The organism is Henriciella marina DSM 19595, assembly GCF_000376805.1.
GTDB classification, from domain to species: Bacteria; Pseudomonadota; Alphaproteobacteria; order Caulobacterales; family Hyphomonadaceae; genus Henriciella; species Henriciella marina.
In genome coordinates, this window is sequence record NZ_AQXT01000002.1 from 3,111,898 (window position 1) to 3,138,157 (window position 26,260).

Here is a 26,260-nt window from a genome sequence, read left to right on the forward strand (position 1 = left end):
ATTTGATGATGCCCATAGATGTCTTGTTAAGACTTCACCGCAAATGCGAAGAGAAGCCCCGCCGCAAATGGGAATGATGGGGATAAGTGAGGGGTGGGACTGGACTCAGGCGTGCGAGTCGTCATTGCATATTGGCATGCGCCAGTATCTCAATCTGCTTTCCGATGTGCTCGAAAACGGCGTCGAACGCGGTGACCGGACCGGCACCGGTACACTCGGTGTCTTCGGACGTCAGTTGCGGTTCGACCTTGCGGATAGTTTTCCGCTTCTGACGACGAAAAAGCTGCATCTGCGCTCGATCATCGTTGAGCTTCTGTGGTTCCTGAAAGGCGATACGAACATCGCTTATCTGAAGGAAAACGGCGTTTCGATCTGGGATGAGTGGGCCGACGAGAATGGCGACCTTGGCCCCGTCTATGGCAAGCAATGGCGCTCATGGGCGGCGCCGGATGGCCGCATGATCGACCAGATCGAATGGGTGCTGAACGAGATAAAGACCAATCCGAACTCCCGGCGTCTGGTCGTCTCGGCGTGGAACCCGGCCGACGTGAACGAGATGGCGCTGCCGCCCTGCCATTGTCTGTTCCAGTTTTTCGTCGCCGACGGCAAACTGTCCTGCCAGCTTTATCAGCGCTCTGCCGATATCTTCCTCGGCGTGCCGTTCAATATCGCGTCCTACGCGCTGCTAACCATGATGATGGCGCGCGCGACAGGCCTCAAACCCGGTGAGTTCGTGCACACATTCGGGGACGCGCATCTTTACTCGAACCATATCGAGCAGACGAAACTTCAGCTGAGCCGGGAGCCGCTGCCGCCGCCGAAGATGATCCTGAACCCTGAGAAGACCGATCTCTTCTCATGGGAATATGAGGATTTCGAGCTGGTCGGCTATGAAGCCCACAAGCACATCAAGGCACCCGTCGCAGTCTAGGGCCGGTCCCGTTAGACCCAAAATTCAATTCGACGTCATCCCGGCCGACCGCAAGGAAAGCCGGGATGACGTTGGAAGGCTTTTCGTAACCGCAAACGTCTTAGCGCGGTGCCATGCGGATCGAGCCATCAAGACGGAAATTGTGGCCGTTGAGATAGGTGTTACGGGCGATTTCCACGGCCAGCGACCCGAACTCTTCCGGTTTGCCAAGGCGTTTGGGGAAAGGCACCGAAGCCGCGAGGCTTTCGAGTACTTTCTCCGGCGCGCCCAGCATCAGCGGCGTTGCGAAAATGCCTGGCATGATCGAGTTCACGCGAATGCCGATGTCCATCATGTCGCGTGCCATTGGCAGGACCAGACCGTTCACGCCGGCCTTGCAGGAGCCATAGATGACCTGGCCGATCTGGGCATCCTGAGCGGCAACTGATGCGGTGAGCGTGATCGATCCGCGCTCGCCGTCATCATTGAGTGGTTCGGAGTTCGCCATGCCGAGCGCCGACATCGAGCCGATGCGATAGGATGAAACGAGGATGCCCTGCGCGCCGCGATCATACTGTTCGGTCGGCGTGCGCTTGTACTTCATGGTCTCCTTGTCGAAGGAGAGCGTCTTGCCGCGGCCTGAGGTCATCGCGCAATGAACGGTGACGCGTTCCTGGCCATGGGCCTCGCGCGCCTTGGCAAAACCGGCCTCGCACGAGGCCTCGTCCAGGATGTTCACATTGCAGAAGATGCCGCCAATGGATTTTGCGACTTCTTCGCCTTTTTCTTCCTGAATGTCGAAAATCGCGACCTTTACGCCGTGCGCCGCGAGGGCCTCAGCCGTTGCGCGCCCGAGGCCCGATGCGCCGCCTGTGACGACGGCAGGTGTGTCTGCACCAAGTTTCATGAGTTAATCCTCTCCCTTATCGTTCGATGCGCCTGTTCTAGGCAGTCGTGCGAGGCCGGGAAAGGATGCCGCTGGGTCAGCTCTGGGCGAGCGCTGCGTTCATCTTGCCATCGTCATAAGGATCGATCTTGCCCTGATTTTCCCGCTTGCGGATCCAGTAGGAAATGATCGCCGCGCCGACCATCTTGCCGATGATGAATACGACCCAGTTTGCAAGATGGAGCATGTTGCCGGGCTCTTCACCAAGCTGCATCTGTCGCGCCAGGTCGGCGCCATATAGGAAGATGGTCGTGTCCACCGGGGCTGCGATGGCGCTGGAGAGGAGAATACGGGTCGACAGCCGGTATTTGGTCAGCGTGAAGATGAGCCAGTCGACGATCTCGGAAATGGCAAACGCAAGACCCGATGCCAGCGCGATGACAGGCCAAGCGTAGAAGAAGGACCATGCGATTGCGAGGGCCATGACGATTAGGACTTTGTGGCCCATGCGGCGCTGCACAAAGTCGCGGAAAACGAAGACAAGCCCGGTGACGACTGTCAAAGGATGGATCTCTATGCCTTGGGCAAATGTCGTACCCGGGTCGAGTAGCGTGATGCTGCCAACCACGCCGAAGGACCAGTTCAGAAACGGAATGGTGGCGAAGTAAACAAATGCCCAGAATCGGCCATTGGCAATCCAGATGATGGCCGTTGTAATAGCCAGACCCAGCAACACAGTATATTTGAGGTCCGGTTGCTGGTTTGTCAGCGCCGATATGAAGGCATTCCAGAAATCCGGCATCAGTAGAAACAACAGCTCCTTACGCAGGCGCAGCATTGATTGAGGCATCACGCCTAGTAAAGACGGCAGCTCGCCGCACTTGACCGTCGCAAAGCGCGCGAGGAATGCAAGAGGAAAGTCTGCATGAACACCGAGGTGAAGCTCTCAATGATCGTCGCCCGTGCACGCAACGGGTCGATCGGCAAGGACGGTACCTTGCCGTGGAGGCTTGCAGACGATCTCCGGCTCTTTAAGCAGGCGACGCTTGGGAAGCCGATCATCATGGGCCGCAAGACGTGGGAAAGCCTTCCGCGCAAGCCGTTGCCTGACCGCCAGAATATCGTGCTGACCCGTCATTGGGATTATGCCGCGCCTGGCGCACGCGTCTATTCCAACATCAACGCCGCGATCGCGGCCGGGCGGGCGATCGCCCAGAAAAGCGGCGTCGATGAGATTTTCATTATTGGCGGTCAGAGCCTCTTTGAGCGAGCCATGCCGCTGACAGAACGCCTCTACATAACCGAGGTCGACGCCGACATAGATGGCGACGTCTTTTTCCCGCCGATTGCAGACAATGATTTCCTCGAAGCGGGTTCCACGGCTTACCCGGCTGATGAGCGCAACGAATACCCGTTCACGTATCGTATACTCGAGCGCATCCTCGACGGTGTAGATAGCCGGAGATAGCCCGACCGCCTTCAGGCCCGGGCTTTCCGCGACGGACTGGCTTGAAGAGCCTTCGTCTGCGCGACACTCTTCATCCCCATCAGACCAAGAATGTGGGAGAAGCGCCATGGACTATGAAGTGATTGCAGATGGCCTCCGGTTTCCGGAAGGGCCCGTCGTCATGTCTGACGGCTCGATCATCGTCGTCGAGATTGAAAGCAAGAAAATCACCCGCTGCTGGCCGGACGGCAAGCGCGAGACGGTGGCTGAGCCGGGCGGGGGGCCGAACGGTCTTGCGATCGGGCCTGACGGCAAGCTCTGGTGTACCAATAATGGCGGCTTCGTCTATCATGAGCGCGACGGCCTGCTGATCCCCGGTCATTGCCCGCCCGACTATTCAGGGGGCCGGATTGAGCGGATCGACCTCAAGACAGGCAAGGTCGACGTCATCGCGACCGAATGCGACGGGCGCGCGCTCAAGGGCCCGAATGATCTTGTTTTCGACAAGGCCGGGAATCTCTATTTTACCGATCTTGGCAAATCCTATCCGACCCACCGCGACACGGGCGGCGTCTATTTCATGGCGGCCGGCTCGGACAAGGTGCAGGAGCTTGACTATAACCACATCTCGCCAAACGGGATCGGCCTCTCGCCGGATGAGAAAACGGTCTATTTCGCCGACACGATGACGGCGCGCGTGTGGGCCTTTGATCTTGAGAGCCCGGGTGTCGCGAAACAGGCCTCACCCTTCTCAACGGGCCGCGTTGTGGCTGGTATGCCTGACCTTCGCTATTTCGATAGCCTTGCCATATCTGCCGCCGGGAATGTCTGTGTCGCGACCATCCTGCAGGGCGGTATCACCACGGTGCAGCCAGACGGCAATCATTCTCACATCGCGTTCCCTGATCCCTTCGTCACCAATATCGCCTTTGGCGGCGAGGACATGAAGGACGCCTATGTGACGCTGTCCGGCACAGGTCAGCTCATCAAATGCCGCTGGCCTGAAGCAGGCCTGAAGCTGAACTTCAACGCCTAATCCTCAAAGATAATCTTTGGCGGGGCTTTCGTCTGGAGACTATCCAGATTGAGCGCCACGGATTTCGATAATTCATGGAAAAGCGCAGCAGCGGGCCCGTCGCCGATGGCAGCTGGTCGGCCTGTGTCGCCACCTTCGCGAATATCGTTCAGGATCGGCAGCTGGCCCAGCAGCGGCAGGCCGAGGGCCTCGGCGATCTTCTGGCCGCCGCCTTCGCCCATCAGGTGATGACGGTTGCCGGCAGGGTCTTCGAACCAGCTCATTGTCTCGACAATGCCGAGGACGGGAACGGCCGTTTTTGCGAACATGGCGGCCCCGCGCCGGACGTCTGATAGCGCGACCTCCTGCGGTGTGGTTACGAGAAGGGCGGCCGTGACGGGAATTTTCTGGGCGATGGCAAGCTGCGCGTCGCCGGTGCCTGGCGGGGTGTCGATGATGAGCAGGTCCAGCGGATCATCGGGCGTGCCCCAGGCTGCATCGTTCAACATCTGCGTGATCGCGGACATGACAATGGGACCGCGCCAGATCATCGGTGCGTCCGGGTCTGACAGATACCCGATCGACAGGGACCGGATGCCGTGCGCCTCGACGGGAATGAGCTTTCCGTTTGCATCGGTTTCAGGTGAGGCATCGGTCGTGCCCAGCATGGTCGGCGCGCTCGGGCCGTAGATATCCGCGTCCAGAAGACCTGTCTTGAGGCCAAGCTTGGCAAAGGCGGCGGCCAGATTGACGGCGACAGTCGATTTGCCGACGCCGCCCTTGGCGCTGGCGACAACAAGGATGCGGGAGATGCCGGGGATCCTGTCGGTCTGGTTTTCGCCCGGCTGGCCCTGGCTGAGGGCCTCATCGGAGAGGCGGGCGCCCTTGCTGACGCGTCTGTGACCGGGCTTGGGCGGCGACGGGTGCGGCGGCTGGCTGGTCGGCGGCGTACTGCCTGGAGCGCGCTCTGCTGTCAGCATGGCGCGCACGTCGCTGACGCCGTCGACATTCATCGCGCGGGCCTCAGCTTCGATGCGGCGGGTTTCGGATGCGGCAAGGTCGTCCGGGTCGCCGTCGAGGACCAGCGTTACCACGCCGCCATCGCGAATTCGGATCCCCTGCAGCCAGCCGGGATTGCCAAGCGCGTCCCGGATCCGCTGTTCGAGACTGCCAGATTGTCGCTGTTTACGTCGAAACATGCGGGCTACTCCTTGATGCGCGGTGCCTAGAGTGCACATATTCTCGCAACGCCTATATGGCCATAGACGGACAGTCGTGAAGGAGGGGCAATGCCCTGGAATGACAACAAGGACGGTGAGGGATCGTCCAAGGGGACTAACAACCCATGGGGATCCCAAGGCAAAAAGCCCGATTCGCCCTGGTCTCGCCCCGGCGGATCAGGCGGCGGGAACGGATCTGGCGGCGGTGGTGGCGGTGGAAATCGCCCTGACCTCGAAGAACAGATGCGTCGCATGCAGGAACGCTTTCGCCGCGGACGCGGTGGAAATGGCGGCGGTGGCGGCCGCGGTGGTGGCCAGAACTTCGGCCCGCTCGGCTTTATCGTCCTGGGCTTTGTCGCACTTCTTGCCTGGCTCTTTAGCGGCGTAGTTGTCGTCGACGAAGGCGAGACCGCAGCTGTGTTCCGCTTTGGAGAGTGGCAGAAGAATTACGGACCGGGTCTTCATGTGCACCTGCCGACCCCGATCGAGACGCATGAGCTCATGCCCTCGCAGCAACAACAGGTCACGCAGATCGGTGCCAATGAAGAAGAACGCCTGATGCTGACCGGTGACGAGAATATCGTCGACGTTCAGTACCGCGTCTTCTGGTACTATGATCAGGAAGATCCTGAGAACTTCATCCTCAACGTCGAGGACGGCGAGGATCTCGTCAAAGCGGCCGCGGAAAGCGTGATGCGCGAAGTGGTTGGCAAATCCAATCTCGATGATGTCATCACCACGGGCCGTAACGAGCTGCAGACGCAAGTGCGCGAGCAGCTTCAGGCCCTGCTTCAGGACTATCGCGCGGGTGCACAGATCCTCAACGTGGAAATCCAGGAAGCTCAGGCCCCGGCCGAAGTGCGTGCGGCCTTTATCGACGTTGTGAACGCCGGTCAGGACGCCGAACGCGCTGTGCAGGACGCCAACCGTTATGCCAACGACATCATTCCGCGTGCACGTGGTGAGGCCCAGCAGATCCTGCAGGATGCCGAAGCCTATCGTGAACAGGTGATCGCCGATGCGACCGGTCAGGCCAACCGCTTCAAACAGATCCTTGCCGAGTATCAGGCGGCACCGCAGGTCACGCGTGAGCGGATGTACCTTGAATCAATGGAACGGGTGCTGAACCGGAGCGACAAGCTGATCCTGGACAATGAGTCAGGAGCTGTCCCCTATCTGCCGCTGGATAGCGTCAATCGCAGAAATCAGGAGAACTAGGCCATGAAACCCATCGGAATTCTTGGGATCGTCGCGGTCGTCCTGGCTGCCATTGTCCTGTTCAATTCGTTCTTCATCGTCGACCAGCGCAAGCAGGCGCTACTCCTGCAGGTTGGCCGAGCAGTTGAAGCCTATAACGAGCCGGGATCTGATGAGGCGGGGCTCAAACTCAAAATCCCGCTTTTCCAGAACGTCGTCATGTACGACCGGCGCAACCTTGGGCTCAATGTGCCTGGCATCGAAGCCTACGCCTCCAATCAGGAGCAGCTGATCGTCGACGCGTTTGTCCGCTGGCAGATCTCTGATCCACTGGCTTTCTACCAGCGCCTCAACAATGAGCGCGACGCGCGCAGCCAGCTAAGCAACTTCACCAATGCGGCAATCCGCAACGCGCTTGCCTCGCGTCTGCCCGAAGAAATTATCTCCGGTCAGCGTTCGGAACTGATGGACGAAATCCGTCAAAATCTCGCGAGCAATATTGCGGGCCGGGGTATCGAGATCATCGATGTGCGTATCCGCCGCGCAGACCTTCCGGATGACGTGTCCGAGCGTGTCTTCCAGCGTATGGAAGCTACGCGGGGGCAACAAGCCGAGGAAATTCGTGCCGAGGGTGACGAGCGTGCCCAGCTGGTGCGGGCCACGGCCGAACGCGAACGGACGGTGATCCTGGCCGATGCGCGCCGGGAGTCCGAGGAAATTCGCGGTGCGGGTGATGCGCTCCGGAACGAAATCTACGCCGAGGCCTATGAGCGTGATGCTGAATTCTTCCGCTTTTACCGCTCGCTAATCGCCTGTGAGCAAGCCTTCACCGAAAACACGCGTATCGTCGTCGGACCCAACCAGCTTGGGATTTGCAATGACTTTATCGACCAGGCCCGCCAGAGCGGCTCTCGCCGTTAGGGTGCCCGCCGATAGCTGCTTCAGTTTTCAGGACCTGCCATGACCTGGCAGGTCCTGATTGCGGCCATCGGTCTATGGTTTGCGCTTGAAGGCATTCTGTATGCCGCCGCGCCAGATACGATGCGCAGAATGGCGGCATGGCTTTCCGCGTTGCCGCTCGACGCGGTGCGCAGCGGCGGTATCTGGTCGGCCATATTGGGACTTATCCTGTTCTATGTCGCCGTACGGTTTGGTTGACGCGTTGCGTTCTGCCTGCGAACCGCCTTAGTTCTGGGATACGAAAAGACGCGTGTGATGGAGTACAAGAGTATGAGACGTGTTGCGATGTCGGCCCTTGCCGGGCTTGCTGGCGCCGCCCTCCTGGCGGGCCCCGCCAGTGCGCAACGGTCGCAGCCTGCCAGCCAGGGCTCTCTCTCCGACACGGTCAGCGAAATCGACCAGCAGCGCGCGCCGGACTCGTTTTCGGCGCTGGCCCGCCGCCTCATGCCGTCCGTCGTCAATATCACGACGAGCCAGACTGTCGCGCCAGAGGGCATGCCGGAATTTCCGGACGGCTCTCCGCTGGAACGTTTCAATGAATTCTTTGGACGTGACCCCGACGGCTTCCGCCGTGAAGGCTCACTCGGGTCGGGTTTCGTCGTTTCTGATGACGGCGTCATCATTACCAATAATCACGTCATCGAGAATGCAGACGAGATCAATGTGGTCTTCGCCTCCGGGCGCACGCTTCAGGCAGAGCTGGTCGGGACCGATATCGAGACCGACATTGCCGTGCTGCGCGTCGAGAGCGACACCCCTCTGCCATTCGTGGAATTTGCTGACAGCGACGCAGCCGAGGTTGGCGACTGGGTGATGGCGATCGGCAACCCGTTCGGTTTTGGCGGGTCTGTATCGGCAGGCATTATCTCTGCTCGCAACCGCGATATCCAGTCCGGCCGCTATGATGATTTCATCCAGACCGACGCCGCCATCAACCGCGGCAATTCGGGCGGGCCGCTATTCAATCTCAATGGCGAAGTCATCGGCGTGAACACCGCCATTATCTCGCCAACCGGTGGGTCTGTTGGTCTCGGTTTCTCCATTCCGGCCAATCTCGTCAAACAGGTATCGGGACAGATCATCGAATTTGGCAAGCCGCGCCGTGGCTGGTTTGGCGTCAATGTGCAGGGCATCGATGAAGGCCTTGCGGGCGCCTACGGTCTGCAGGACGCCAATGGCGTGATCGTTACCTCGATAGATGAGGATGGGCCCGCAGCCTCTGCTGATTTTGAAGTCGGCGATCTGCTGCTCACCTTCGACGGCGAGATGATCGAAAATGTTCGCGGCCTGACGCGCATCGTCGCCGATACAAGGATCGGCAAGCGCGTCCGCGTCGACCTGATCCGCGACCGCAAACGCCGCACAGTGCAGTTTGAGGTTGGAGAGCTTGCCTCGAACAATGAGTCCGAGACGCGCGAGCCACTGCCTGAAAACGCGCTGGCCCAGAACCCGCTCGGGGCCGAACTGAAATCGATCGATGATGATGCCCGGCGCCGCTATGGTATTGCGCGCGGTGTTTCGGGGGTTCTCGTGAACTCTGTTGCGGCGAGCGGGCCGAGTTTCGGCAAGCTGCGCAAGGGCGACGTCATCACCGAGATGGGATTTGAGCGCGTCACCTCGCTTCAGGATGCATATAACGCGCTCGAGCCTGCAAATGCCCCGCCGGGAGAGCCGCTACTGGTGCGGGTGAGCCGGTCCGGGCAGACCATGTTCTTCACCATCGAGACCGAGCGCTAGTCAAACGACAGGCCATGTGTTGCGCCGACTGTGGCTTTACGCCGTTTGCAAATCATACTTTTATCAATTTTGGGGATTGGGGGATCAGGCTTGTAGTCAGGAGTATGTACAATGGCGATGACTGAAAGAGACGCCCTCAACCTTTGGCGCCGCGCCCTGTCATCCTATGTGCGCACCTCCGACGGTGATCTGACGGTCCGCCAACAGGCCATCCTGATGACCGTTGCCCTGTCAGCCGGGCCGCACACCGTGCGCGGGCTTGCGAGCGACCTCGATCTTGCCAAACCAGCCGTGACACGTGCCCTTGATGCTCTTGAAAAAGCCGGTTTTGTACGCCGCCGCCGCGACGAACATGACCTTCGCAGTGTTATTATAGAACGCACCGTTGAAGGCATGACCTGGCTTCGCGAATTCGCTGAGCTCGTCATCGCAGCCGAGGCAGGCGAAGAGCGCCGCCCAGTTGCGAGCGATGCGGGGCTGGACAAGGATGTCGCTGCCTGATCAAGGAGGCAGTGTGCCTGAATTTGATGACCTCCGCCTGACACCCCCAAAGCGTGGTGCTGGCCTGCGCATGCAGGTGAGCGCCGGCGTTGCTGCGCTACGAGATAGCGCGCGCCCCGACGCCGAGATGGTGACGCAGGCCTTGCACGGTGAGACAGCCACGCTGTTCAAGGAAGACGGAGAGTTTGGTCTTTTCCAGATGGACCGCGATCGCTATGTCGGCTGGGCCCTGATGGATACGTTTTCGGCTCCTGTTTCAGAGCCGACGCACAAAGTGTCCGCGCTTCGTACCTATGCCTATTCGCAGCCGCATCTGAAGTCAGCGCCTTACGGCCTGATCTCCATGGGCAGTTTACTGACGGTCGTTGATGAGGACCGAGGGTTTCTGAAAACGACGCGTGGTGGATGGGTCACGTCCAGCCATGTCGTTGCGCTCGATATCGTCGAAGACGACCCGGCTGATGTTGCGACCCGGTTTCTTAACACGCCCTATCTCTGGGGCGGATGCGAGAGCCTTGGCCTCGACTGTACCGGCCTGACGCGGGCGGCCTTCTCAGCGTGCGGCGTGCGCCTGCCAAGAGACAGCGATATGCAGGTTGCCTGGTGCGGGGAGCCGGTGGACGACTGGAATGGGCCAGGCACACTACAGAGAAACGATCTTGTTTTCTGGAAGGGCCATGTCGGCATCATGCTGGATGAGAGCACGCTGCTTCATTCGAATGGCTATCACATGGCTGTGGCGCAGGAGCCCTTGCTGACGGCGATTCCGAGGATCGCAAAAGAATACGGCGAGCCCATTGGGGCCCGCCGTATCGATATCCTGAAAGAGAGGGCCGCCACACCAGAGTGGCTCGCGGCTGGCAGAAAGCCTTAGCCCTACTGCTTCGTCCTCTTCGGACTAGTCCGTATCACTGCCCGCATCGTTCTCTTCGGAAAGAGCCGAATCCGGGGCAAGCTCGACTTCGCTGACATTGCCTTCGGCCTCTGAGTCGCGATCAGTCACCACGTCCTGGGTTTCGATCACGCCCGTTGCCTCAGTTGGCGCATCTTCAACGGTTTCGGAATCAAGCGTCGTCTCGACTGCCTCGCCCGATGTGTCCTCACCGTCCATGCCTTCAGCTGCCTCGCCTTCTTCGCCTGCTGTCTCTTCTGGAAGTGGCTCGGGGAAGGGAGCGGCACCTGGTGTGTTGGATGCCAGATAAGCGATCACGTCGGCGCGCTCGTCATCGCGGCGAAGACCCGCAAACGCCATGGACGTGCCACGGATATAGGATGACGGGTTTTCCAGCCAGTTGTCCATGCTCTCATATGTCCACGTCTCGCCGGACGTCGCCTGCATCGCGGAGGAATAACCGAAGCCTGCTGCATGCGCATGGCTCTCGCCGATGATCGCGTGAAGGTTCGGGCCTGTGCCATTCCCGCCGCCCTGATCAATCGTGTGACAGGTGGAGCATTTGGCCTTGAAGGCGCGCTCACCGGATGACGGATCAGCGGCTGCGAGAAGGGCGCCGAGGTCATAGACCTCTTCTTCTTCCCCGCCTGCGCCGCCGGTTTCGGCGATCTCGGTATAATATGAGAAACGGCTCTGCGCCCACTCATTGAGGCTCTCGTCTTCCTCACCGTGATGGCCGCCTTCTCCGGAAGAGAAAGCCATATCCGAAAGCGTCTGAAGGGCCATGACGCCCAGAACAACAGCGAGGATTGCGCCGAATGTCTTATTCCAGAAGAGATCGCCCATAGGGATCATCCTTATGTCTGTATCAGTCTTTGCGCGCCTTCTGACACGCTATCGAGTCAGAGGCAATATAAGCGGATGCGAAGCAGGATGCGCGGGGGGATACAGCGGCGAAAGGGCGCAGGGGCTGCAAGCGGCAGGCGCGGCGTCAACCGGGCCAGGGCTTGCCAAAAGCCCTCTGCTCACGCATGGCAAGCCGCTATTTCTACCACATGCTGCAGGTTGGACGAGGATATAACTCATGGACACGCGACAGGGCCGTATTGCCTATCAGGGTGAACCGGGCGCCAATTCCCACATTGCATGCAACGCCACCTATCCAGAGATGGAGCCTATCGCCTGCAAGACGTTCGAGGACGTGCTCACCATGGTCGAGCGCGGCGATGCCGATCTGGCGATGATCCCGGTCGAGAACACAATTGCCGGGCGCGTGGGCGATATCCACCACCTCCTGCCGGGCACGAGCCTGCATATTATCGCAGAGCATTTCATGCCGATTCGTTTTCAGTTGATGGCGCTGCCGGGTGTGAACCTTTCTGAAGTCAAACAGGCCCACTCGCATGTCATGGCGCTTGGCCAGTGCCGGGCCTTCCTGCGCGAGCATGGCATCGAGCCCATCGTTGCGGCCGATACCGCGGGCGCTGCCCGTGTGGTTCGTGACCTGGATGAGCGCGCCACCGCCGCAATCGCGCCTGCGCTCGCCGCAGAGGTTTACGGACTCGATATCCTGGCGCGCGACATCGAGGACGCGGAGCACAATACGACCCGCTTCGTTATCATGGCGCCGGAACCGCTTGAGCATGAGGATGTCGGTGAGGGCGCGGTGACGTCCTTCCTCTTTCAGGTGCGCAACATTCCCGCCGCGCTTTACAAGGCGATGGGCGGGTTTGCGACCAATGGCGTCAACATGACCAAGCTTGAGAGCTATCAGATCGACGGCTCGTTTACCGCCACCCAGTTCTATGCAGAGATCGAGGGGCATCCGGACGAGCGCCGTGTGCAGCTCGCGCTGGAAGAGCTTGGTTTCTTCTCAAGCTCGCTGAAGATCATGGGTGTCTTCCCGGCGAACGCCGAGCGGTATCGTCACAGATAGGCGCGCCTAATGCTTCCAGACGATTTCGGTGTCGGTGTAACCCTGAAAATAGAGCGCGGCGGTCAGGTCGGTGACCGTGATCGCGCAGTCTGAGGCTGCGGCAACGACGGGCTTGGCGCGGTAGGCGACACCGAGACCCGCCGCTTCGATCATGGCGAGGTCGTTGGCGCCGTCCCCCATGGCGAGGGCATCTGCGTCCGACAGGCCATGTTGTGACGCGCCTTCGCGAAGCGCGGTAAGCTTTGCCTCCCGTCCGAGGATCGGCTCATCCACCTTGCCGGTGAGGGTGTTGCCGTCATCAAGCAGCGTATTGCCGCGGTCGCTGTCGAAGCCAGCCGCCTTTGCGATGCGGGAGGTGAAGAAGGTGAAGCCGCCCGAGACCAGCATGGCATGTGCGCCGTTCGCTTTCATCGTGGCGACCAGCGTTTCGACGCCCGGTGTCAGCGTGATGCGCTCACGGAAGCAGCGTTCCAGCTGCGACAGGTCGAGCCCGTTCAGCATTCCGACGCGCTCTCTAAGGGCTGATTCAAATTCCAGTTCGCCCCTCATCGCCCGCTCCGTGATGGCGGCGATCTTGGCTTTCAGCCCCGCAAAGTCTGCAAGTTCATCGAGGCATTCCTGCTGGATGACGGTGGAATCCATGTCGCAGATCAGGAGTTTCTTGCGCCGGTTTCCGGTCGGGGTCACGCAGATATCAGCATCGCCCTCAAAGGCGGTTTCGACCGCGCTGCGGACCTTTGCCGGGTCTGCGAAATTGCCGGCCTGCTCGATCGCGGAGAAGTCTCGCGAACCGCTCAGCATGCGGACAGGGCCGCGCGCGCCGCTCTCGACTTGCTCCAATGTCTTTTCCAGCCTGTCGCCAATGTGTTGCAGGCTCTTGTCGGCACGTGCAACGATAATCGCCACATGGGAGAAGTCCGTTGTTTTTCTGTCCATATCGGCGGTCCTTACTTAACGTCCACGTTCAAAGTCCTTACGTCTAAACGCATGAAACCCGCAATCCTGATCCATGGTCCAACTGCAAGCGGTAAAACGGCGCTCTCCATAAGCGTTGCCCGCAAGTATGATGGCGAGATTGTGAATGCCGATTCGATGCAGGTCTATGACAGGCTGAAGGTCATTTCAGCCCGGCCGTCCGAAGAAGAAATGGAAGGCGTTCCCCATCACCTGTTTGGCCATGTGCCCGTCTATACGCGTTTCTCGACCGGCCAGTGGCTGGAGCAGGCCCGCACGGTCATCGAAGACATCCAGAAGCGCGACAAGACGGCAGTCGTGGTCGGTGGCACAGGACTTTACCTGCTGGCGCTGACCGAAGGGCTGTCTGACATCCCGCCCGTGCCGGAAGAAACCCGCCACGAAGTGCTGGACATCGCCAAGGCAGAGGGCGTGCGCGGCCTCAAGATCCGGCTTCAGGTCGTCGACCCCGAAGCGGCCGCGCGTATCGATGACAATGATCGCCAGCGCCTGACCCGCGCCTACGAAGTCTGGCTCGCGACCGGGCGATCACTCACCAGTTTCCAGACTCACAAGACCAATCAGGTGCTCAATCCTGATGAATGGCTAGGCGTTGCCCTTACCCCGCCGCGCGCCAAGCTTTACGCCCGCATCGACCGGCGCTTCGAAGGCATGCTGATGGAGGGGGCGATGGAAGAGGCGCGCCAGCTGCAGGCGCTCGGCATCGATCCGGACCTTCCTGCCATGAAGGCGCACGGCATGCCATGGCTGACCGCTTTTATCCGCGGCGAAATCGATTCTGCCACAGCCGCAGAGAACGCCAAGCGCGATACCCGCCGCTATGCCAAGCGCCAGTTTACCTGGATCGGACGCCAGTTTCCGTTCTGGCCGCGAATCCCGTCGGGAGAGACCAAAACGCGGATGCGGGTGATTTCTGCCCTTTACCGGGAGGTTGACCGCTAGGCTGAGGCACGTTATTGCCGCATTAGCACAGTGAGGAAACAGTTTTGCGCAATCAGAAGGTCGTCGTACTTATCAGCCCGTGACCGGCATCATCAGATGCTGGCGCGGGTTGCGCATGGAAGGGTCTCCAAGGGGGCCCTTTTCTTTTGGGTAAATCCCTGATGCGCCCGAGGATAGAGAGACGACCGGACTGACAGACAGGAAAAGGCTAATGGACACCCACACGCTGACCGACCAAGACCAATCGACCCTCGACGGGGCCCGTATGACAGGTGCTGAGATGGTCATTACTGCGCTGATGGAGCAGGGTGTCGACACCATGTTCGGCTATCCGGGCGGGGCAGTCCTGCCGATCTATGACGCGCTCTATTCTCAGCCGTCCATCCAGCACATCCTTGTGCGCCATGAACAGGGCGCGGGCCACGCGGCCGAAGGTTATGCCCGCTCGACCGGCAAATGCGGTGTCGCGCTGGCAACGTCTGGCCCGGGCGCGACCAATATGGTCACCCCGATCACCGACGCGATGATGGACTCGATTCCGATGGTCGTCATCACCGGGCAGGTGCCGACACACCTCATCGGGACCGACGCCTTCCAGGAATGCGATACGGTTGGCATCACGCGCTGCTGCGCCAAGCACAATTATCTCGTCACCGATGTGGATGAGCTTGCCCGCACGCTGCACGAAGCCTTCCTGATCGCGACATCGGGCCGCCCCGGTCCGGTCGTCATCGATATTCCGAAAGACATCCAGTTTGCGACCGGCACCTATACCGGCAAGCAGGGCGTCAACAAACCAACCTATCGGCCAAAGACCGAGCCAAGCGAGCATGCGATCCGCGATGCGCTCGACATGATGGCCACGGCGCGCCGGCCGGTTTTCTATACGGGCGGCGGCGTCATCAATTCAGGCCCGGAAGCCTCCAGACTGCTGAGAGAGCTTCAGGCGGCGACCGGTTTTCCGGTCACCTCGACGCTGATGGGTCTCGGCGCCTTCCCGGCCAGCCATGAAGGCTGGCTTGGCATGGTCGGCATGCACGGGGCCTATGAAGCCAATAATGCCATGCATGATTGCGACCTGATGATCTGCGTTGGCGCGCGTTTCGATGACCGGGTGACCGGCAAGATCTCAGCCTTCTCGCCGGGCTCACGCAAGATCCATGTCGATATCGACCCGTCCTCGATCAACAAGATCATCCGGGTTGATGTGCCGGTTATCGCTGACTGCAAGGCCGCGCTTCAGGCGCTACTCGATGGCTGGAAGGCGCGCCGCCTGCCAGCGCCAGACCTTGCCGACTGGAAGGAACAGATCGCCAAATGGCGCGTGGTGGACTGCTTCGCCTATCCGGAAAATGATGGCGCGATCCGCCCGCAATATGCGGTTGAGCGGCTCTATGAGCTGACAAAGGACCGCGACACTTACATTTCCACCGAGGTTGGCCAGCACCAGATGTGGGCGGCCCAGCACTATCATTTCGAAGAACCGAACCGCTGGATGACGTCGGGTGGCCTCGGCACGATGGGCTATGGCCTGCCAGCTGCCGTCGGCATCCAGGCTGCGCACCGCGATAGCCTCGTCATCGACATTGCCGGTGAAGCCTCGGTACAGATGGTGATGCAGGAAGTCTCGACTGCGGTTCAGCACAAGCTGCCGATCAAGGTCTTCATCCTCAACAATGAGTGGATGGGCATGGTGCGCCAGTGGCAGGAACTGCTGCACGGTGAGCGCTATTCCCACTCATATTCCGAAAGTCTGCCGGACTTTGTGATGCTGGCCGAAGCTTACGGCGCCCATGGAATCCGCTGCGATGATCCGGCAGAGCTCGATGCGAAGATCATGGAGATGATCGACCATGAGGGTCCGGTGATCTTTGACTGCAGGGTCGAGAAGGCGGAAAACTGCCTGCCGATGATCCCATCAGGCGCGCCGCACAACCAGATGATCCTCGGCAGGATCGCTGGCGACGAGATTGACGAAGCCGGCCGGAAGATGGTGTGAGCTGACATGACCCGCGAACCGATCCCCGCCAGCGCCTATGACATGGACCATGCCGAAGAGGTCGAAGAGCGCCGCACGCTCGCCGTCCTCGTCGACAACGAACCGGGCGTACTGGGCCGCGTCGTCGGGCTGTTCTCTGCGCGCGGCTATAACATTGAAAGCCTGACCGTTGCCGAAGTGGACCGCGGCAAGCACCGCTCCCGCATCACGATCGTGACGACGGGCACCGCCCATATGCTGGAACAGATCGAGGCGCAGCTTCTGCGGCTCGTGCCGGTGGCGGCCGTCATCGACATCACCAAGTCAAAGCGCGGCATTGAGCGTGAGCTGGCGCTCGTGAAAGTGGCCGGTGAGGGCGACCCGCGCGTCGAGGCGCTGCGCATCGCCGAAATCTTCCGTGCCCGCGTCATCGATACGACGAATGAGAGCTTCATCTTCGAGATCACCGGCGCGTCTGAAAAGATCGACCAGTTTTGTGAGCTGATGGAGCCCCTCGGCCTTGTCGAAGTCAGCCGCACAGGCGTGCTTTCAATCCGCCGCGGCAAGGATGCCGGCTAGGTATCAATTTCAAAAGTATCCCAGAGACACCAAGGAGTAACGAGCAGTGAAAGTCTATTACGAGCAGGATGCCGATCTCGGCCTCATCACCAAGAAGAAAGTCGCCGTGATCGGCTATGGCAGCCAGGGCCACGCCCATGCGCTGAACGCGCGCGACAGCGGTGTCACCGACATCGTGGTGGGGCTTCAGGAAGGTTCATCCAGCCGCAAGAAGTGTGAGGCCGAGGGTCTGAAGGTTATGACCCCGGCAGAGGCGACCAAATGGGCCGATGTGGTGATGATCCTCATCCCGGACGAGAAGCAGGCCGTGCTCTGGGCGAACGAGATCGAGCCGAACGTCCGCGACGGCCAGCACATCATGTTCGGCCACGGCTTCAACATTCACTACAACCTCATCCGCCCGTCCGCGAACGTGGACATCTCGCTGTCAGCGCCGAAAGGCCCTGGCCACACGCTGCGCGACCAGTATCAGCGCGGCTTCGGCCTGCCGGGCCTCATCGCGATCCATCAGGACGCGACCGGCACCGCGAAGGACGTTGCGCTCTCTTACTCGAAGGCCATCGGCAACACCCGCGCTGGCGTCATCGAGACCAGCTTCCGCGAAGAAACCGAGACCGACCTCTTCGGGGAGCAGGCGGTCCTTTGTGGCGGTATTGTCGAGCTGATCAAGGCTGGTTTCGAAACGCTGGTCGAGGCCGGTTATGCGCCGGAAATGGCGTACTTTGAGTGCCTTCACGAGACCAAGCTGATCGTCGATCTCATCTATGAGGGCGGCATCGCAAACATGAACTATTCGATCTCCAACACCGCCGAGTATGGCGAGTATGTCTCAGGCCCACGTGTCGTGAATTCTGAGACGAAGGCGGAGATGAAGAAGATCCTGACCGACATCCAGGACGGCACATTCGCGCGCAACTGGGTTCTGGAAAACCAGGCCGGCGCGCCGGGCTTCCATGCCAAACGTGCCCGCATGAATGACCACCAGATCGAGGAAGTCGGCGAGAAGCTGCGCAGCATGATGCACTGGGCGCAGAATGACCGGCTGGTCGACAAGTCGCGCAACTAGACTGATCAGGCGGACGCCGGAAACGGCGTCCGCCCTTTATCGCTCAGCCCTGGCTGTTCCAGGCTTTCCATGAGCCGTAATAGACATCGACTTTCTCAAAGCCTTCCCGCCTGAGAACGGAGGCGGCGATGCTGGCGCGCATGCCGCTGCCGCACATCACTGTGATCGGGCCCGAACGGTCAAGGTCTGGCAGGTCGACAGGTATCCGGCCGGCATAGGCGTGTTCTGCGCCTTCGATATGGCCGCCTTTGAATTCGTCGATGCTGCGCACATCAAGCAGCGTCCAGCCAGAGGGCCTGTCGGAGAGCCGCGCTTTCACCTCATCAGTGTCAATCAGGTCGATGCTCTCAAGCGGCTGGTTTGAGGTCGCCATCGGAACCGTCCCGGCATGATGGCCAACAACGCGGTCATAGCCGAGGCGAGCGAGGGTCGTCGCTGCTTCCTGTGCCTGCGCAGCGCTGTCGCTGACCAGCACGATGTCGCGGTCATAGTCGAGGAACCAGCCAGAAAAGGAAGCGAGCATGCCGGCAGGGATACAGTAGCTTCCGGGGACGTGGGCTGCGGCGAAATCTGTCTCGCTGCGAATGTCGACGATTTGCGCTTCACCCTTGAGAAGCTCGCTGTCCGGGCTGATCGGTGGCGGCGTAAGATAACGGTCGGTGGGTGCGCCGCCCTCAGTGTTGAGCCGTTCCATCATCTCGAAATAAGGGGGCTGATAGTGGTTCTCGGCTACCTTTGCGTCGATGAAGGCCTCACGGTCCGTCATGGCAAACCGATCGTTATTCAAGCGTTCATGCCCGATCGTGGAAAACTCACGGTCCGCCATCCCGGCACCACAGACCGACCCGGCCCCGTGTGCCGGGTAGACAATTGTCTGGTCGCCAAGTGTCTTCAGCTTTTGCAGGCTGTCGAACAACAGTCCGGATACCTCACGCTTTTGGTCGGGATAGAAGTCGGTGCGTCCGACATCCCCGATGAACAAGGCATCGCCGGTAAAGACGCCAACAGCGCGATTATCGAATGCCGTGTCATAGAGGACATAGGAAACGCTGTCATAAGTGTGGCCCGGCGTTTCCAGTACTTCGATCCGCATGGAGCCGATTTCGAAATGGTCGCCCTCGCGCGTGGTTTCTGCGTACTGGATCGGCGTATCGCGGTTGGGGCCGTGCAGGATACGAGCCCCTGTCGCAGCGCGAACGGCAGGTGCGCCAGAGATGAAATCCTCGTTCCGGTGGGTCTCGAAGACATGCGTAATGCGGACGTCTTCCTTGCGCGCAAGATCCATGTAGGCGCTGATGTCACGGCGCGGATCGATGATAGCGGCCTTCCCATTCGATCCAATCATGTAGGAGAGGTGAGCAAGGCCATTCGACTTGATCTTGTGCAGGAACATTCTTTGCCTCCGATCGATGCTAATAGAGTGTGCCCCAACTACGCGTGAAAGACCTCAAGGCTCCAAGGCGTACCAGAATGGGCTGCCTCTACCTTCAAGCCTGGGCTGAATGGCGACTGAACATCAGATTAAATCTCTTTATCTTGCCGTTCGGCGCGCTGGTGCACATTTAAGACTGCCGAAATCTGCGCTTTTCGAAAGGCCCCTATGACCGCCCGTATCTTTGCCCTCGGCCTTTCCGCTCTCACCATTTTGGGGACCGCCTCCGCGCAGGCCAATGTGGCCGAAGGTCTCTGGTCTTACCAGGCACGTTACATGATTGGTCCGATCCCGGCAGGCGACCGTGGGCAGTATTGCGTCGGCTCAGACATGTCGCAAAGTTCTTTCGACCAGCTTTTCAATGACATCAATTCTCGCTGCCGCGTCACCGACAGCGAAACAACGGCTGACGGTTATGATTTCAAGCTGCAGTGTTCCGGCGGGCCGGATGGAGAGCTGGATGGAAAGCTGCAGGTCGGCGCGGATACGGCCATTCTGAACGCCACCGGATGGACTGGCACGGCCAGTGAAAACGTGCCCGTGATGCTGACGGCGACGGCTGAACGCGTCTCCTCAACCTGTTAGTTCTGGCGATGCAGGATTGTGCGTCGGTCCGCGTAAACTGATGCCAAGGTGCCCTTGCGGAAAGATTATTGAACTTTCTCGCTTGTCTTCCTTTGACAGCATCGCTTGCCTGCCTAGAACGTGTGGAAGATGGCAAAATTTATTCCTGTTGGAACGTTCGATCTCGTCATTTTCGGGGGTACGGGCGACCTTAGCCAGCGCAAGCTGCTGCCTGCACTCTATCACCGCTTCGCGGATGGGCAGGTCCCCGAGGATTCGCGAATTGTCGGGGTCTCGCGCACGAAGATGACAGACAAGGCGTTTCGCGCCTTTGCCTTTGAAGCCTGCGAGGCCCACACCAAGGACAAGATCGACAAGGATCAGTGGGCAGCTTTCGAGAAGCTTCTGGCGTATACCGCGCTCGATGCCACCGACCCGAAAGCCGACTGGTCTGACCTGAAATCAAAGCTCGGCGATGATGACCGCCCGGCGATCTTCTATCTCGCTGTGACGCCTAAAATCTATGTGCCCATTTGTGAGGCAATCGGCGCTGCGGGCCTTGCGGATGGCGATACTCGTGTCGTGCTGGAAAAGCCGATCGGGACCGATCTACAGTCTGCAAAGGCGATCAATAGCGGTGTTGGTGCCGTGTTCGCCGAGGACCGGATTTACCGGATCGACCATTATCTCGGCAAGGAAACCGTTCAGAACCTTCTGGTCTTGCGCTTTGGCAATACGCTGTTCGAACCGCTCTGGAATCGGACGGCGATCGATCACATCCAGATCACTGTGTCTGAAAGCGTCGGCGTTGGCGACCGGGCGGGGTATTACGATACCGCAGGCGCGGTGCGAGACATGTTGCAGAACCATCTCCTGCAGCTTCTCTGCCTCATTGCGATGGAGCCGCCCAATTCCATCGAGGCGGATGAAATCCGGACCGAGAAGATAAAAGTGCTGAACGCATTGCGGCCGATCGAGTCCAAATATGTCGGTGCGGACACGGTGCGTGCGCAGTACGACGCCGGTACAGTCGATGGCAAGCAGGTAAAGGGTTACCTCGAAGAGCTCGAAAGCGGTGAAAGTGACACCGAAACTTTCGTGGCCATCAAGGCCTGGGTCGATAACTGGCGCTGGGCGCGGGTGCCGTTCTATCTGCGCACGGGCAAGCGGATGCGATCGCGCCACTCAGAGATTGTGGTCCAGTTCCGCGAGGCGCCGCACGCCATGTTCGGCGAGGATCAGGCCCATTCCAACCGGCTGATCATTCGCCTGCAGCCCGATGAAGGCGTGCAGCTATACGTTCAGATCAAGGAGCCGGGGCCCGGCGGCCTGCGCGTGCAGTCCTTGCCACTGAACCTCTCTTATGCGGAATCGTTTCAATTGCGGTATCCCGATGCCTATGAGCGCCTGCTCATGGATGTGGTTCGCGGCAACCTGGCGCTTTTCATGCGGCGCGAGGAAGTCGAAGAGGCGTGGGATTGGGTGGACGGACTTCTGGAGGGCTGGGCAGCGGCCAACACACCGATCCATACCTATGCTGCTGGACTTGAAGATGGCCCTGTCGAGGCGCGCATGCTGCTTCGCCAGGATGGCCGCGACTGGTGGAGCAATGGCAAATGACCTCATTACACCCCAAAATTCAGGAAGTGACTGAGCGGATCGAGAAGCGCTCGGCCGAAACGCGGGCGACCTATCTGGAGCTGATACGGGGCCGTAAGCCTGACGGCTTTGCCCGCCAGAAGCTCGCCGACGGCAACCTGGCCCACGCCTCTGCTGGCTGCGCCATCATGGACAAGACCCAGCTTCTCGGCGCGAACTGGCCGAATATCGGCGTTATCACCGCCTACAACGACATGCTCTCTGCCCATGCGCCGTATGAGGATTACCCACAAATTATCCGCGATGCGGCTCGCAAGGTGAATGCGACCGCGCAGGTGGCGGGCGGCGTACCGGCGATGTGTGACGGCGTCACGCAAGGGCAGCAGGGCATGGAGCTGTCGCTCTTTTCCCGCGACGTCATCGCGCTCGCCTCTGCCGTTTCGCTCAGCCACGACATGTTCGACGGCGCGCTCCACCTTGGGATCTGCGACAAGATCGTGCCCGGGCTTATGATCGCCGCGCTGCGCTTTGGCTGGTTGCCGCACATATTCGTGCCGGGCGGGCCGATGCCATCCGGCCTGCCAAACCCGGAAAAACAGCGCATCCGGCAGGAATACGCCCTTGGCAATGTGGACCGCGACGCGCTGCTGAAGGCCGAAGCGGAAAGCTATCACAGCCCCGGCACATGTACCTTCTATGGCACCGCCAATTCCAATCAGATGCTGATGGAAGTGATGGGGCTACACATACCGGGCGCCGCATTCGAAAACCCAGGCACGCCGCTTCGCGAGGCGCTGACCCGCGCTGCTGTCAGCCGCGTCGTGGAGCTGACGGTGAAGCGCGACTACACGCCGATGGGCGAGATGATCGATGCGCGTAGCTGGGTGAACGCCATGGTTGGCTTGATGGCAACCGGCGGGTCAACCAATCACGCGTTGCATATCCCGGCGATGGCGGCCGCATCCGGCTATCAGGTCGAGCTTGAGGATTTTGCCGATGTAAGCGCAGTGACGCCGCTTCTCTGCCGCATCTATCCGAATGGCCCGGCCGATGTGAACCATTTCCAGGCCGCTGGGGGCATGAGCTTCGTCATGCGTGAGCTGATTGCGGGCGGGCTTCTCAACGGAGAGGCACGTGGCATCATGGGCAGTATTGCCGACCATGCGCGCGAGCCCTGGCTGAAGGATGGCGCGATTGCATTCCGCGAGCCGCCTGAAAAGAGTGGCGATAGTGATATCGTCCGGCCCGTTAGTGACCCGTTCCAGAAGGAGGGCGGGCTTCGCATGCTAAACGGCCCGTTGGGCCGCGGCGTCATCAAGGTTTCCTCGGTGAAGGAAGACCGCCGCATCATTGAAGCCCCGGCGCGTGTTTTCGACGACCAGGACGCTTTGAAAGAGGCCTTCAAGGCAGGGGTGCTGGACCGCGATTTCATTGCGGTGGTCCGCTTTCAGGGCCCGGCCGCCAACGGCATGCCCGAACTGCATGCGCTGTCGCCAGCGCTCGGCGCGCTTCAGGACAAGGGCTTCAAGGTCGCGCTGGTCACCGATGGCCGGATGTCCGGAGCTAGCGGAAAAATACCAGCAGCCATTCATGTCAGCCCCGAAGCGGTGCGCGGCGGCCCACTGGCGCGTGTCCAGGACGGCGACATGATCCGCCTCAATGCAGAGACAGGCGAGCTGGATATCGATTGCGACCCCTCCGTTTTTGAGGCCAGAGAACCAGCGCAGTACCGCCCCAATATTCTGGGGCAGGGGCTTGGACGTGAGCTCTTCGGTGCGTTCCGCAACAATGCCGGGCGCCCGGATTCCGGTGGCAGCCTGTTTGAGTTCTTCCTCCCGCTGCCCGGGGGCGGCCATGGCTGATCCGGTGCTGGTTGGGGATATTGGCGGCACGAATGTGAGGTTCGCTGTGGCCCGGCAGGGCTTTGCTGGAAAGCCGGTCGTTTCTGATGTCTCGGTCATGCCCGGCGACGATTTTGACGCATTCGACGACGCGCTAAGCGCCTATCTCGATCAGCTGGGAAAGGGCGCGCCCCGCGAGGCGCTCATCGCGCTGGCTGGCCCTGTTTCGAAAGGCCGGGTTCAACTGACCAATCGCGACTGGATGGTGGATACGGCGCGTTTACAGGAAAAGTGCGGCCTCGCTTCGGTCCGGCTGGTCAATGACTATGCCGCCATGGCTCGGGCGATCCCTGAGCTTCCCGAAGGCGCTTTCAGGCTCATCCACGAGGGCGAACCAGACAGCAGCTCGCGCCAGCCCATCCTCGTGTCCGGGCCGGGCACAGGGCTTGGTATGGCAACCCTTATACCCGTCGGTACTGCAGGATGGCGGGTGCTGACAGGTGAGGGTGGGCACGCTGCCTTTGCACCAGCGACTCCGCGCGAATGGGCTTTGGCTGAAAAACTGCGTGAGAGCCATGTTTATGTTTCGCGCGAGCTTGTGCTTTCCGGGTCAGGTTTTGACGCGGTCCACAAGGCGCTCTGTGATATCGATGGCACTCCTTGGGAGAAGACCCCCCCTGGCGAGGTCCTTGAACGCGCCAATGAGGGCGATCCGATCTGCCGCGACATCTGTGAAATCAAGGCGCGCGGAACGCTCTATGCGCTTGGGGATGCGGCGCTCACGAACGGAACGAAGGGCGGGGTTGTTATCACTGGCGGCGTGGCAGAACAGCTCGCTGACTGGCTCGCTGCGCCGGGCGCTATTGACCGTTTCCTGCAACGCGGGCCAATGAGCGATTACATGCAGCCCATCCCCATCCGGATCCTGATGTCGGGGGAGGCTGCACTGATCGGCGCAGCCGCACTGCAATTCGATGAGGTGACCGTGCCATGAAAACCATGACCGCTTTTCGCAACGCGATCGACAGGGCGCCCGTCGTCCCCGTGCTCACCGTTCATGAGGCAGACCACGCCGAGCCTCTGGCAGAGGCGTTGATCCGAGGTGGCCTGACATCGGTGGAGGTTACATTACGTACGCCGGTCGCGCTGGAGGTCATCCGGCGCATGGGCCTTGTCGGTGATGAACTACTGGTCGGGGCGGGTACGATCATTTCTGAGGGCGACGTCGATGCGTCGCTAAAGGCTGGCGCTGATTTCCTCGTCACACCCGGTGCAGGCCCCATGCTGCTGGACGCCCTCTCCAGCTATGACGGGGTCATCTTGCCGGGCATCTCGACGGCGAGCGAGGCCATGGCGCGCTTCGACGAAGGCTATGGGGTCATGAAATTCTTCCCGGCCGAAGCGGCAGGCGGCGCGAAATTCCTCAAAGCCCTTTCCGGGCCGCTGCCGCATATGGACTTCATGCCAACGGGCGGGGTCACCCCCGAAAACGCAGTTGACTATCTGGCCTTGCCAAACGTCGTTGCCGTTGGCGGCTCTTGGATCGCAAGTACAGAGGACATGGCGAATGGCGACTGGGACGCCATCGCTGAGAAGGCTGCAGCCGCCGTAAAGCTTGGGCGGCGCAGCTAAAGAGCTCGCCTCAATCTGGTATATCGCTCGCTGGCATCCTCGCGGCGCGGCGCGTGCGAAAGCGGCTTTCAAACGCCACGATCAGACAGCTCGCGATAATGATGACCGCGCCGATCCAGAGCGCCGGACCCGGCCATTCATCAAAGAAGAAGAGACCGAGCAGCGCGCTCCAGACAAGGGCGGTGTACTCAAGCGGCGCAAGGATCTGCGCTTCGGCGCGCGCATAGGCAAGCGTCATCAGATACCAGACCGAATAGCCAAGAATGCCGAGCAGCAGGAAGAACGGAATGTACGACAGGACCGGCCAGCCGAAGAGGCCAATTGTCACCGGAAGCATCACGATTGCAGGCACGACATTGGTGAACATGGCTATCGTGGTTGCGTCCTCGTGGCGGGCCCGCATCCGCAGAAAGACCAGCACGAAGGCATAACCGATCGTCGAGCTGAAGAGGGCGATATAGCCGAGTATCCGCTGTCCGGCCTCTTCGCTGCCGCCTGGATTGGAGCCGAAGACGGCGAGCGCCACACCGCCAAACCCGAGAATTGCAGCGATGATGGCAACAGGGCTCAGCTTCTCACCGATGACGACACGCGCGACGGGCGCAACGAGCAGGGCGGCGGTAAAGCCAAGTGCGGTTGCTTCGGCGAGCCTCAGCTGCGTCAGCGCATAGAAAAAAGTGAAGGCGCAGAAGAGCTGGAGGAGGCCGCGCATCGTATGAAAGCGGATGGCTTCATTCGAGGGGCGTGGGCGTTTCTTGGCCTTGAAGACCGCAACGGCAATGACGGCCCCGAACAGGAAACGCCAGGCAAGCAGGTGATGAAGCCCGGCGCCAGGCGCGACGCCTTTGACGAGCGCATCAATGCCTGACCCCACCGCAATGGCGAAGACGGCAATCAGAACAGGCATGGCGAGAAGGCGTGTCAGCATGGGCGCGCGGTGTAACGCGCGAA

26 protein-coding genes are annotated in these 26,260 nt (G+C 60.4%); 19 read left to right on the forward strand and 7 right to left on the reverse strand.

Annotated features, from left to right (window positions below):
- Positions 1 to 136 precede the first annotated feature (136 nt).
- Positions 137 to 931: a thymidylate synthase gene (locus F550_RS0115520; RefSeq protein WP_018149500.1), complete on the forward strand. Its 795-nt coding sequence runs from the start codon at positions 137 to 139 to the stop codon at positions 929 to 931.
- 100 nt (positions 932 to 1,031) lie between these two features.
- Here the strand turns inward: F550_RS0115520 and F550_RS0115525 are convergent, their stop codons facing one another.
- Both F550_RS0115525 and F550_RS0115530 read right to left on the reverse strand, forming a co-directional pair.
- Positions 1,032 to 1,817: an SDR family oxidoreductase gene (locus tag F550_RS0115525; RefSeq protein WP_018149501.1), complete on the reverse strand. Its 786-nt coding sequence runs from the start codon at positions 1,815 to 1,817 to the stop codon at positions 1,032 to 1,034.
- Between the two features lie 76 nt (positions 1,818 to 1,893).
- Positions 1,894 to 2,598, reverse strand: a complete 705-nt coding sequence (locus F550_RS0115530) for a VUT family protein (RefSeq protein WP_199285749.1) — start codon at positions 2,596 to 2,598, stop codon at positions 1,894 to 1,896.
- A 123-nt stretch (positions 2,599 to 2,721) separates the two neighbouring features.
- Between F550_RS0115530 and F550_RS0115535 the strand changes: the two genes are divergently transcribed.
- Together F550_RS0115535 and F550_RS0115540 are read left to right on the forward strand one after the other, a co-directional pair.
- The gene (locus F550_RS0115535) at positions 2,722 to 3,264 is read left to right on the forward strand and encodes a dihydrofolate reductase (protein ID WP_018149503.1); all 543 of its coding nucleotides are present in this window, start codon (positions 2,722 to 2,724) and stop codon (positions 3,262 to 3,264) included.
- A gap of 106 nt (positions 3,265 to 3,370) precedes the next feature.
- Positions 3,371 to 4,279, forward strand: coding sequence for an SMP-30/gluconolactonase/LRE family protein (locus F550_RS0115540; protein ID WP_018149504.1), 909 nt, complete (start codon positions 3,371 to 3,373; stop codon positions 4,277 to 4,279).
- Here the strand turns inward: F550_RS0115540 and F550_RS0115545 are convergent.
- Complete coding sequence (locus F550_RS0115545; protein WP_018149505.1) at positions 4,276 to 5,457, reverse strand: Mrp/NBP35 family ATP-binding protein; 1,182 nt, start codon at positions 5,455 to 5,457, stop codon at positions 4,276 to 4,278. The two genes, F550_RS0115540 and F550_RS0115545, sit on opposite strands and share 4 nt — an antisense overlap.
- A gap of 90 nt (positions 5,458 to 5,547) precedes the next feature.
- On the opposite strand from F550_RS0115545, the gene hflK reads away from it, so the two are divergent.
- From hflK to F550_RS0115575, 6 genes are all read left to right on the forward strand, one after another.
- The gene (hflK, locus tag F550_RS0115550; protein WP_018149506.1) at positions 5,548 to 6,696 is read left to right on the forward strand and encodes an FtsH protease activity modulator HflK; all 1,149 of its coding nucleotides are present in this window, start codon (positions 5,548 to 5,550) and stop codon (positions 6,694 to 6,696) included.
- A 3-nt stretch (positions 6,697 to 6,699) separates the two neighbouring features.
- On the forward strand, positions 6,700 to 7,596 hold the full coding sequence (hflC, locus tag F550_RS0115555; protein WP_018149507.1) for a protease modulator HflC: 897 nt from the start codon (positions 6,700 to 6,702) through the stop codon (positions 7,594 to 7,596).
- A 39-nt stretch (positions 7,597 to 7,635) separates the two neighbouring features.
- The gene (locus tag F550_RS0115560; protein ID WP_018149508.1) at positions 7,636 to 7,833 is read left to right on the forward strand and encodes a DUF2065 domain-containing protein; all 198 of its coding nucleotides are present in this window, start codon (positions 7,636 to 7,638) and stop codon (positions 7,831 to 7,833) included.
- A 72-nt stretch (positions 7,834 to 7,905) separates the two neighbouring features.
- Positions 7,906 to 9,372, forward strand: a complete 1,467-nt coding sequence (locus F550_RS0115565; protein ID WP_026180831.1) for a Do family serine endopeptidase — start codon at positions 7,906 to 7,908, stop codon at positions 9,370 to 9,372.
- Between the two features lie 111 nt (positions 9,373 to 9,483).
- A complete protein-coding gene (locus F550_RS18105) occupies positions 9,484 to 9,873 on the forward strand; it encodes a MarR family winged helix-turn-helix transcriptional regulator (protein ID WP_018149510.1) in 390 nt (129 codons plus the stop codon).
- A 13-nt stretch (positions 9,874 to 9,886) separates the two neighbouring features.
- Complete coding sequence (locus F550_RS0115575) at positions 9,887 to 10,747, forward strand: C40 family peptidase (protein ID WP_156807965.1); 861 nt, start codon at positions 9,887 to 9,889, stop codon at positions 10,745 to 10,747.
- 24 nt (positions 10,748 to 10,771) lie between these two features.
- Here F550_RS0115575 and F550_RS18110 read toward each other — a convergent pair whose 3' ends face one another.
- Positions 10,772 to 11,611 (reverse strand): c-type cytochrome, encoded by an 840-nt coding sequence (locus F550_RS18110; RefSeq protein WP_018149512.1) that lies wholly within the window; start codon positions 11,609 to 11,611, stop codon positions 10,772 to 10,774.
- Positions 11,612 to 11,849: 238 nt separating this feature from the next.
- Here F550_RS18110 and F550_RS0115585 point away from each other — a divergent pair, with 238 nt between their 5' ends.
- On the forward strand, positions 11,850 to 12,701 hold the full coding sequence (locus F550_RS0115585; RefSeq protein ID WP_018149513.1) for a prephenate dehydratase: 852 nt from the start codon (positions 11,850 to 11,852) through the stop codon (positions 12,699 to 12,701).
- 6 nt (positions 12,702 to 12,707) lie between these two features.
- Here F550_RS0115585 and serB read toward each other — a convergent pair whose 3' ends face one another.
- Positions 12,708 to 13,637 (reverse strand): phosphoserine phosphatase SerB, encoded by a 930-nt coding sequence (gene serB, locus F550_RS18115; RefSeq protein ID WP_018149514.1) that lies wholly within the window; start codon positions 13,635 to 13,637, stop codon positions 12,708 to 12,710.
- A 51-nt stretch (positions 13,638 to 13,688) separates the two neighbouring features.
- Here serB and miaA point away from each other — a divergent pair, with 51 nt between their 5' ends.
- From miaA to ilvC, 4 genes are all read left to right on the forward strand, one after another.
- Positions 13,689 to 14,618, forward strand: coding sequence for a tRNA (adenosine(37)-N6)-dimethylallyltransferase MiaA (gene miaA, locus F550_RS0115595; RefSeq protein WP_018149515.1), 930 nt, complete (start codon positions 13,689 to 13,691; stop codon positions 14,616 to 14,618).
- Positions 14,619 to 14,829: 211 nt separating this feature from the next.
- Complete coding sequence (locus F550_RS0115600; RefSeq protein ID WP_018149516.1) at positions 14,830 to 16,617, forward strand: acetolactate synthase 3 large subunit; 1,788 nt, start codon at positions 14,830 to 14,832, stop codon at positions 16,615 to 16,617.
- A gap of 6 nt (positions 16,618 to 16,623) precedes the next feature.
- The gene (gene ilvN / locus F550_RS0115605) at positions 16,624 to 17,175 is read left to right on the forward strand and encodes an acetolactate synthase small subunit (RefSeq protein ID WP_018149517.1); all 552 of its coding nucleotides are present in this window, start codon (positions 16,624 to 16,626) and stop codon (positions 17,173 to 17,175) included.
- 46 nt (positions 17,176 to 17,221) lie between these two features.
- On the forward strand, positions 17,222 to 18,241 hold the full coding sequence (ilvC, locus tag F550_RS0115610) for a ketol-acid reductoisomerase (RefSeq protein ID WP_018149518.1): 1,020 nt from the start codon (positions 17,222 to 17,224) through the stop codon (positions 18,239 to 18,241).
- Positions 18,242 to 18,284: 43 nt separating this feature from the next.
- Here the strand turns inward: ilvC and F550_RS0115615 are convergent, their stop codons facing one another.
- Positions 18,285 to 19,634, reverse strand: coding sequence for an MBL fold metallo-hydrolase (locus tag F550_RS0115615; protein WP_018149519.1), 1,350 nt, complete (start codon positions 19,632 to 19,634; stop codon positions 18,285 to 18,287).
- Positions 19,635 to 19,841: 207 nt separating this feature from the next.
- On the opposite strand from F550_RS0115615, the gene F550_RS0115620 reads away from it, so the two are divergent.
- The 5 genes from F550_RS0115620 to eda all read left to right on the forward strand — a co-directional run bounded on the left by F550_RS0115620 (position 19,842) and on the right by eda (position 25,309).
- Positions 19,842 to 20,258 (forward strand): DUF3617 domain-containing protein, encoded by a 417-nt coding sequence (locus F550_RS0115620; RefSeq protein ID WP_018149520.1) that lies wholly within the window; start codon positions 19,842 to 19,844, stop codon positions 20,256 to 20,258.
- A 129-nt stretch (positions 20,259 to 20,387) separates the two neighbouring features.
- Positions 20,388 to 21,857: a glucose-6-phosphate dehydrogenase gene (gene zwf / locus F550_RS0115625; protein ID WP_018149521.1), complete on the forward strand. Its 1,470-nt coding sequence runs from the start codon at positions 20,388 to 20,390 to the stop codon at positions 21,855 to 21,857.
- Positions 21,854 to 23,698 carry a phosphogluconate dehydratase gene (edd, locus tag F550_RS0115630; RefSeq protein WP_018149522.1) on the forward strand — a complete coding sequence of 615 codons (1,845 nt, stop codon included), beginning with the start codon at positions 21,854 to 21,856 and terminating at the stop codon, positions 23,696 to 23,698. The genes zwf and edd overlap by 4 nt, the downstream gene beginning before the upstream one ends.
- Positions 23,691 to 24,671, forward strand: a complete 981-nt coding sequence (locus F550_RS0115635) for a glucokinase (protein ID WP_018149523.1) — start codon at positions 23,691 to 23,693, stop codon at positions 24,669 to 24,671. The genes edd and F550_RS0115635 overlap by 8 nt, the downstream gene beginning before the upstream one ends.
- Complete coding sequence (gene eda, locus F550_RS0115640; RefSeq protein ID WP_018149524.1) at positions 24,668 to 25,309, forward strand: bifunctional 4-hydroxy-2-oxoglutarate aldolase/2-dehydro-3-deoxy-phosphogluconate aldolase; 642 nt, start codon at positions 24,668 to 24,670, stop codon at positions 25,307 to 25,309. The genes F550_RS0115635 and eda overlap by 4 nt, the downstream gene beginning before the upstream one ends.
- Before the next feature lie 10 nt (positions 25,310 to 25,319).
- Here eda and F550_RS0115645 read toward each other — a convergent pair whose 3' ends face one another.
- Positions 25,320 to 26,237, reverse strand: a complete 918-nt coding sequence (locus F550_RS0115645) for a DMT family transporter (protein ID WP_018149525.1) — start codon at positions 26,235 to 26,237, stop codon at positions 25,320 to 25,322.
- Between the last annotated feature and the right edge of the window lie 23 nt (positions 26,238 to 26,260).

Bases quoted from the DNA above. Each gene is read 5' to 3' on its own strand.
- F550_RS0115520 (WP_018149500.1), top strand. From the start codon at position 137: ATGCGCCAGTATCTCAATCTGCTTTCCGATGTGCTCGAAAACGGCGTC.
- F550_RS0115525 (WP_018149501.1), bottom strand. From the start codon at position 1,817: ATGAAACTTGGTGCAGACACACCTGCCGTCGTCACAGGCGGCGCATCG.
- F550_RS0115530 (WP_199285749.1), bottom strand. From the start codon at position 2,598: ATGCCGGATTTCTGGAATGCCTTCATATCGGCGCTGACAAACCAGCAA.
- F550_RS0115535 (WP_018149503.1), top strand. From the start codon at position 2,722: ATGAACACCGAGGTGAAGCTCTCAATGATCGTCGCCCGTGCACGCAAC.
- F550_RS0115540 (WP_018149504.1), top strand. From the start codon at position 3,371: ATGGACTATGAAGTGATTGCAGATGGCCTCCGGTTTCCGGAAGGGCCC.
- F550_RS0115545 (WP_018149505.1), bottom strand. From the start codon at position 5,457: ATGTTTCGACGTAAACAGCGACAATCTGGCAGTCTCGAACAGCGGATC.
- hflK (WP_018149506.1), top strand. From the start codon at position 5,548: ATGCCCTGGAATGACAACAAGGACGGTGAGGGATCGTCCAAGGGGACT.
- hflC (WP_018149507.1), top strand. From the start codon at position 6,700: ATGAAACCCATCGGAATTCTTGGGATCGTCGCGGTCGTCCTGGCTGCC.
- F550_RS0115560 (WP_018149508.1), top strand. From the start codon at position 7,636: ATGACCTGGCAGGTCCTGATTGCGGCCATCGGTCTATGGTTTGCGCTT.
- F550_RS0115565 (WP_026180831.1), top strand. From the start codon at position 7,906: ATGAGACGTGTTGCGATGTCGGCCCTTGCCGGGCTTGCTGGCGCCGCC.
- F550_RS18105 (WP_018149510.1), top strand. From the start codon at position 9,484: ATGGCGATGACTGAAAGAGACGCCCTCAACCTTTGGCGCCGCGCCCTG.
- F550_RS18110 (WP_018149512.1), bottom strand. From the start codon at position 11,611: ATGGGCGATCTCTTCTGGAATAAGACATTCGGCGCAATCCTCGCTGTT.
- F550_RS0115585 (WP_018149513.1), top strand. From the start codon at position 11,850: ATGGACACGCGACAGGGCCGTATTGCCTATCAGGGTGAACCGGGCGCC.
- serB (WP_018149514.1), bottom strand. From the start codon at position 13,637: ATGGACAGAAAAACAACGGACTTCTCCCATGTGGCGATTATCGTTGCA.
- miaA (WP_018149515.1), top strand. From the start codon at position 13,689: ATGAAACCCGCAATCCTGATCCATGGTCCAACTGCAAGCGGTAAAACG.
- F550_RS0115600 (WP_018149516.1), top strand. From the start codon at position 14,830: ATGGACACCCACACGCTGACCGACCAAGACCAATCGACCCTCGACGGG.
- ilvN (WP_018149517.1), top strand. From the start codon at position 16,624: ATGACCCGCGAACCGATCCCCGCCAGCGCCTATGACATGGACCATGCC.
- F550_RS0115615 (WP_018149519.1), bottom strand. From the start codon at position 19,634: ATGTTCCTGCACAAGATCAAGTCGAATGGCCTTGCTCACCTCTCCTAC.
- F550_RS0115620 (WP_018149520.1), top strand. From the start codon at position 19,842: ATGACCGCCCGTATCTTTGCCCTCGGCCTTTCCGCTCTCACCATTTTG.
- zwf (WP_018149521.1), top strand. From the start codon at position 20,388: ATGGCAAAATTTATTCCTGTTGGAACGTTCGATCTCGTCATTTTCGGG.
- edd (WP_018149522.1), top strand. From the start codon at position 21,854: ATGACCTCATTACACCCCAAAATTCAGGAAGTGACTGAGCGGATCGAG.
- F550_RS0115635 (WP_018149523.1), top strand. From the start codon at position 23,691: ATGGCTGATCCGGTGCTGGTTGGGGATATTGGCGGCACGAATGTGAGG.
- eda (WP_018149524.1), top strand. From the start codon at position 24,668: ATGAAAACCATGACCGCTTTTCGCAACGCGATCGACAGGGCGCCCGTC.
- F550_RS0115645 (WP_018149525.1), bottom strand. From the start codon at position 26,237: ATGCTGACACGCCTTCTCGCCATGCCTGTTCTGATTGCCGTCTTCGCC.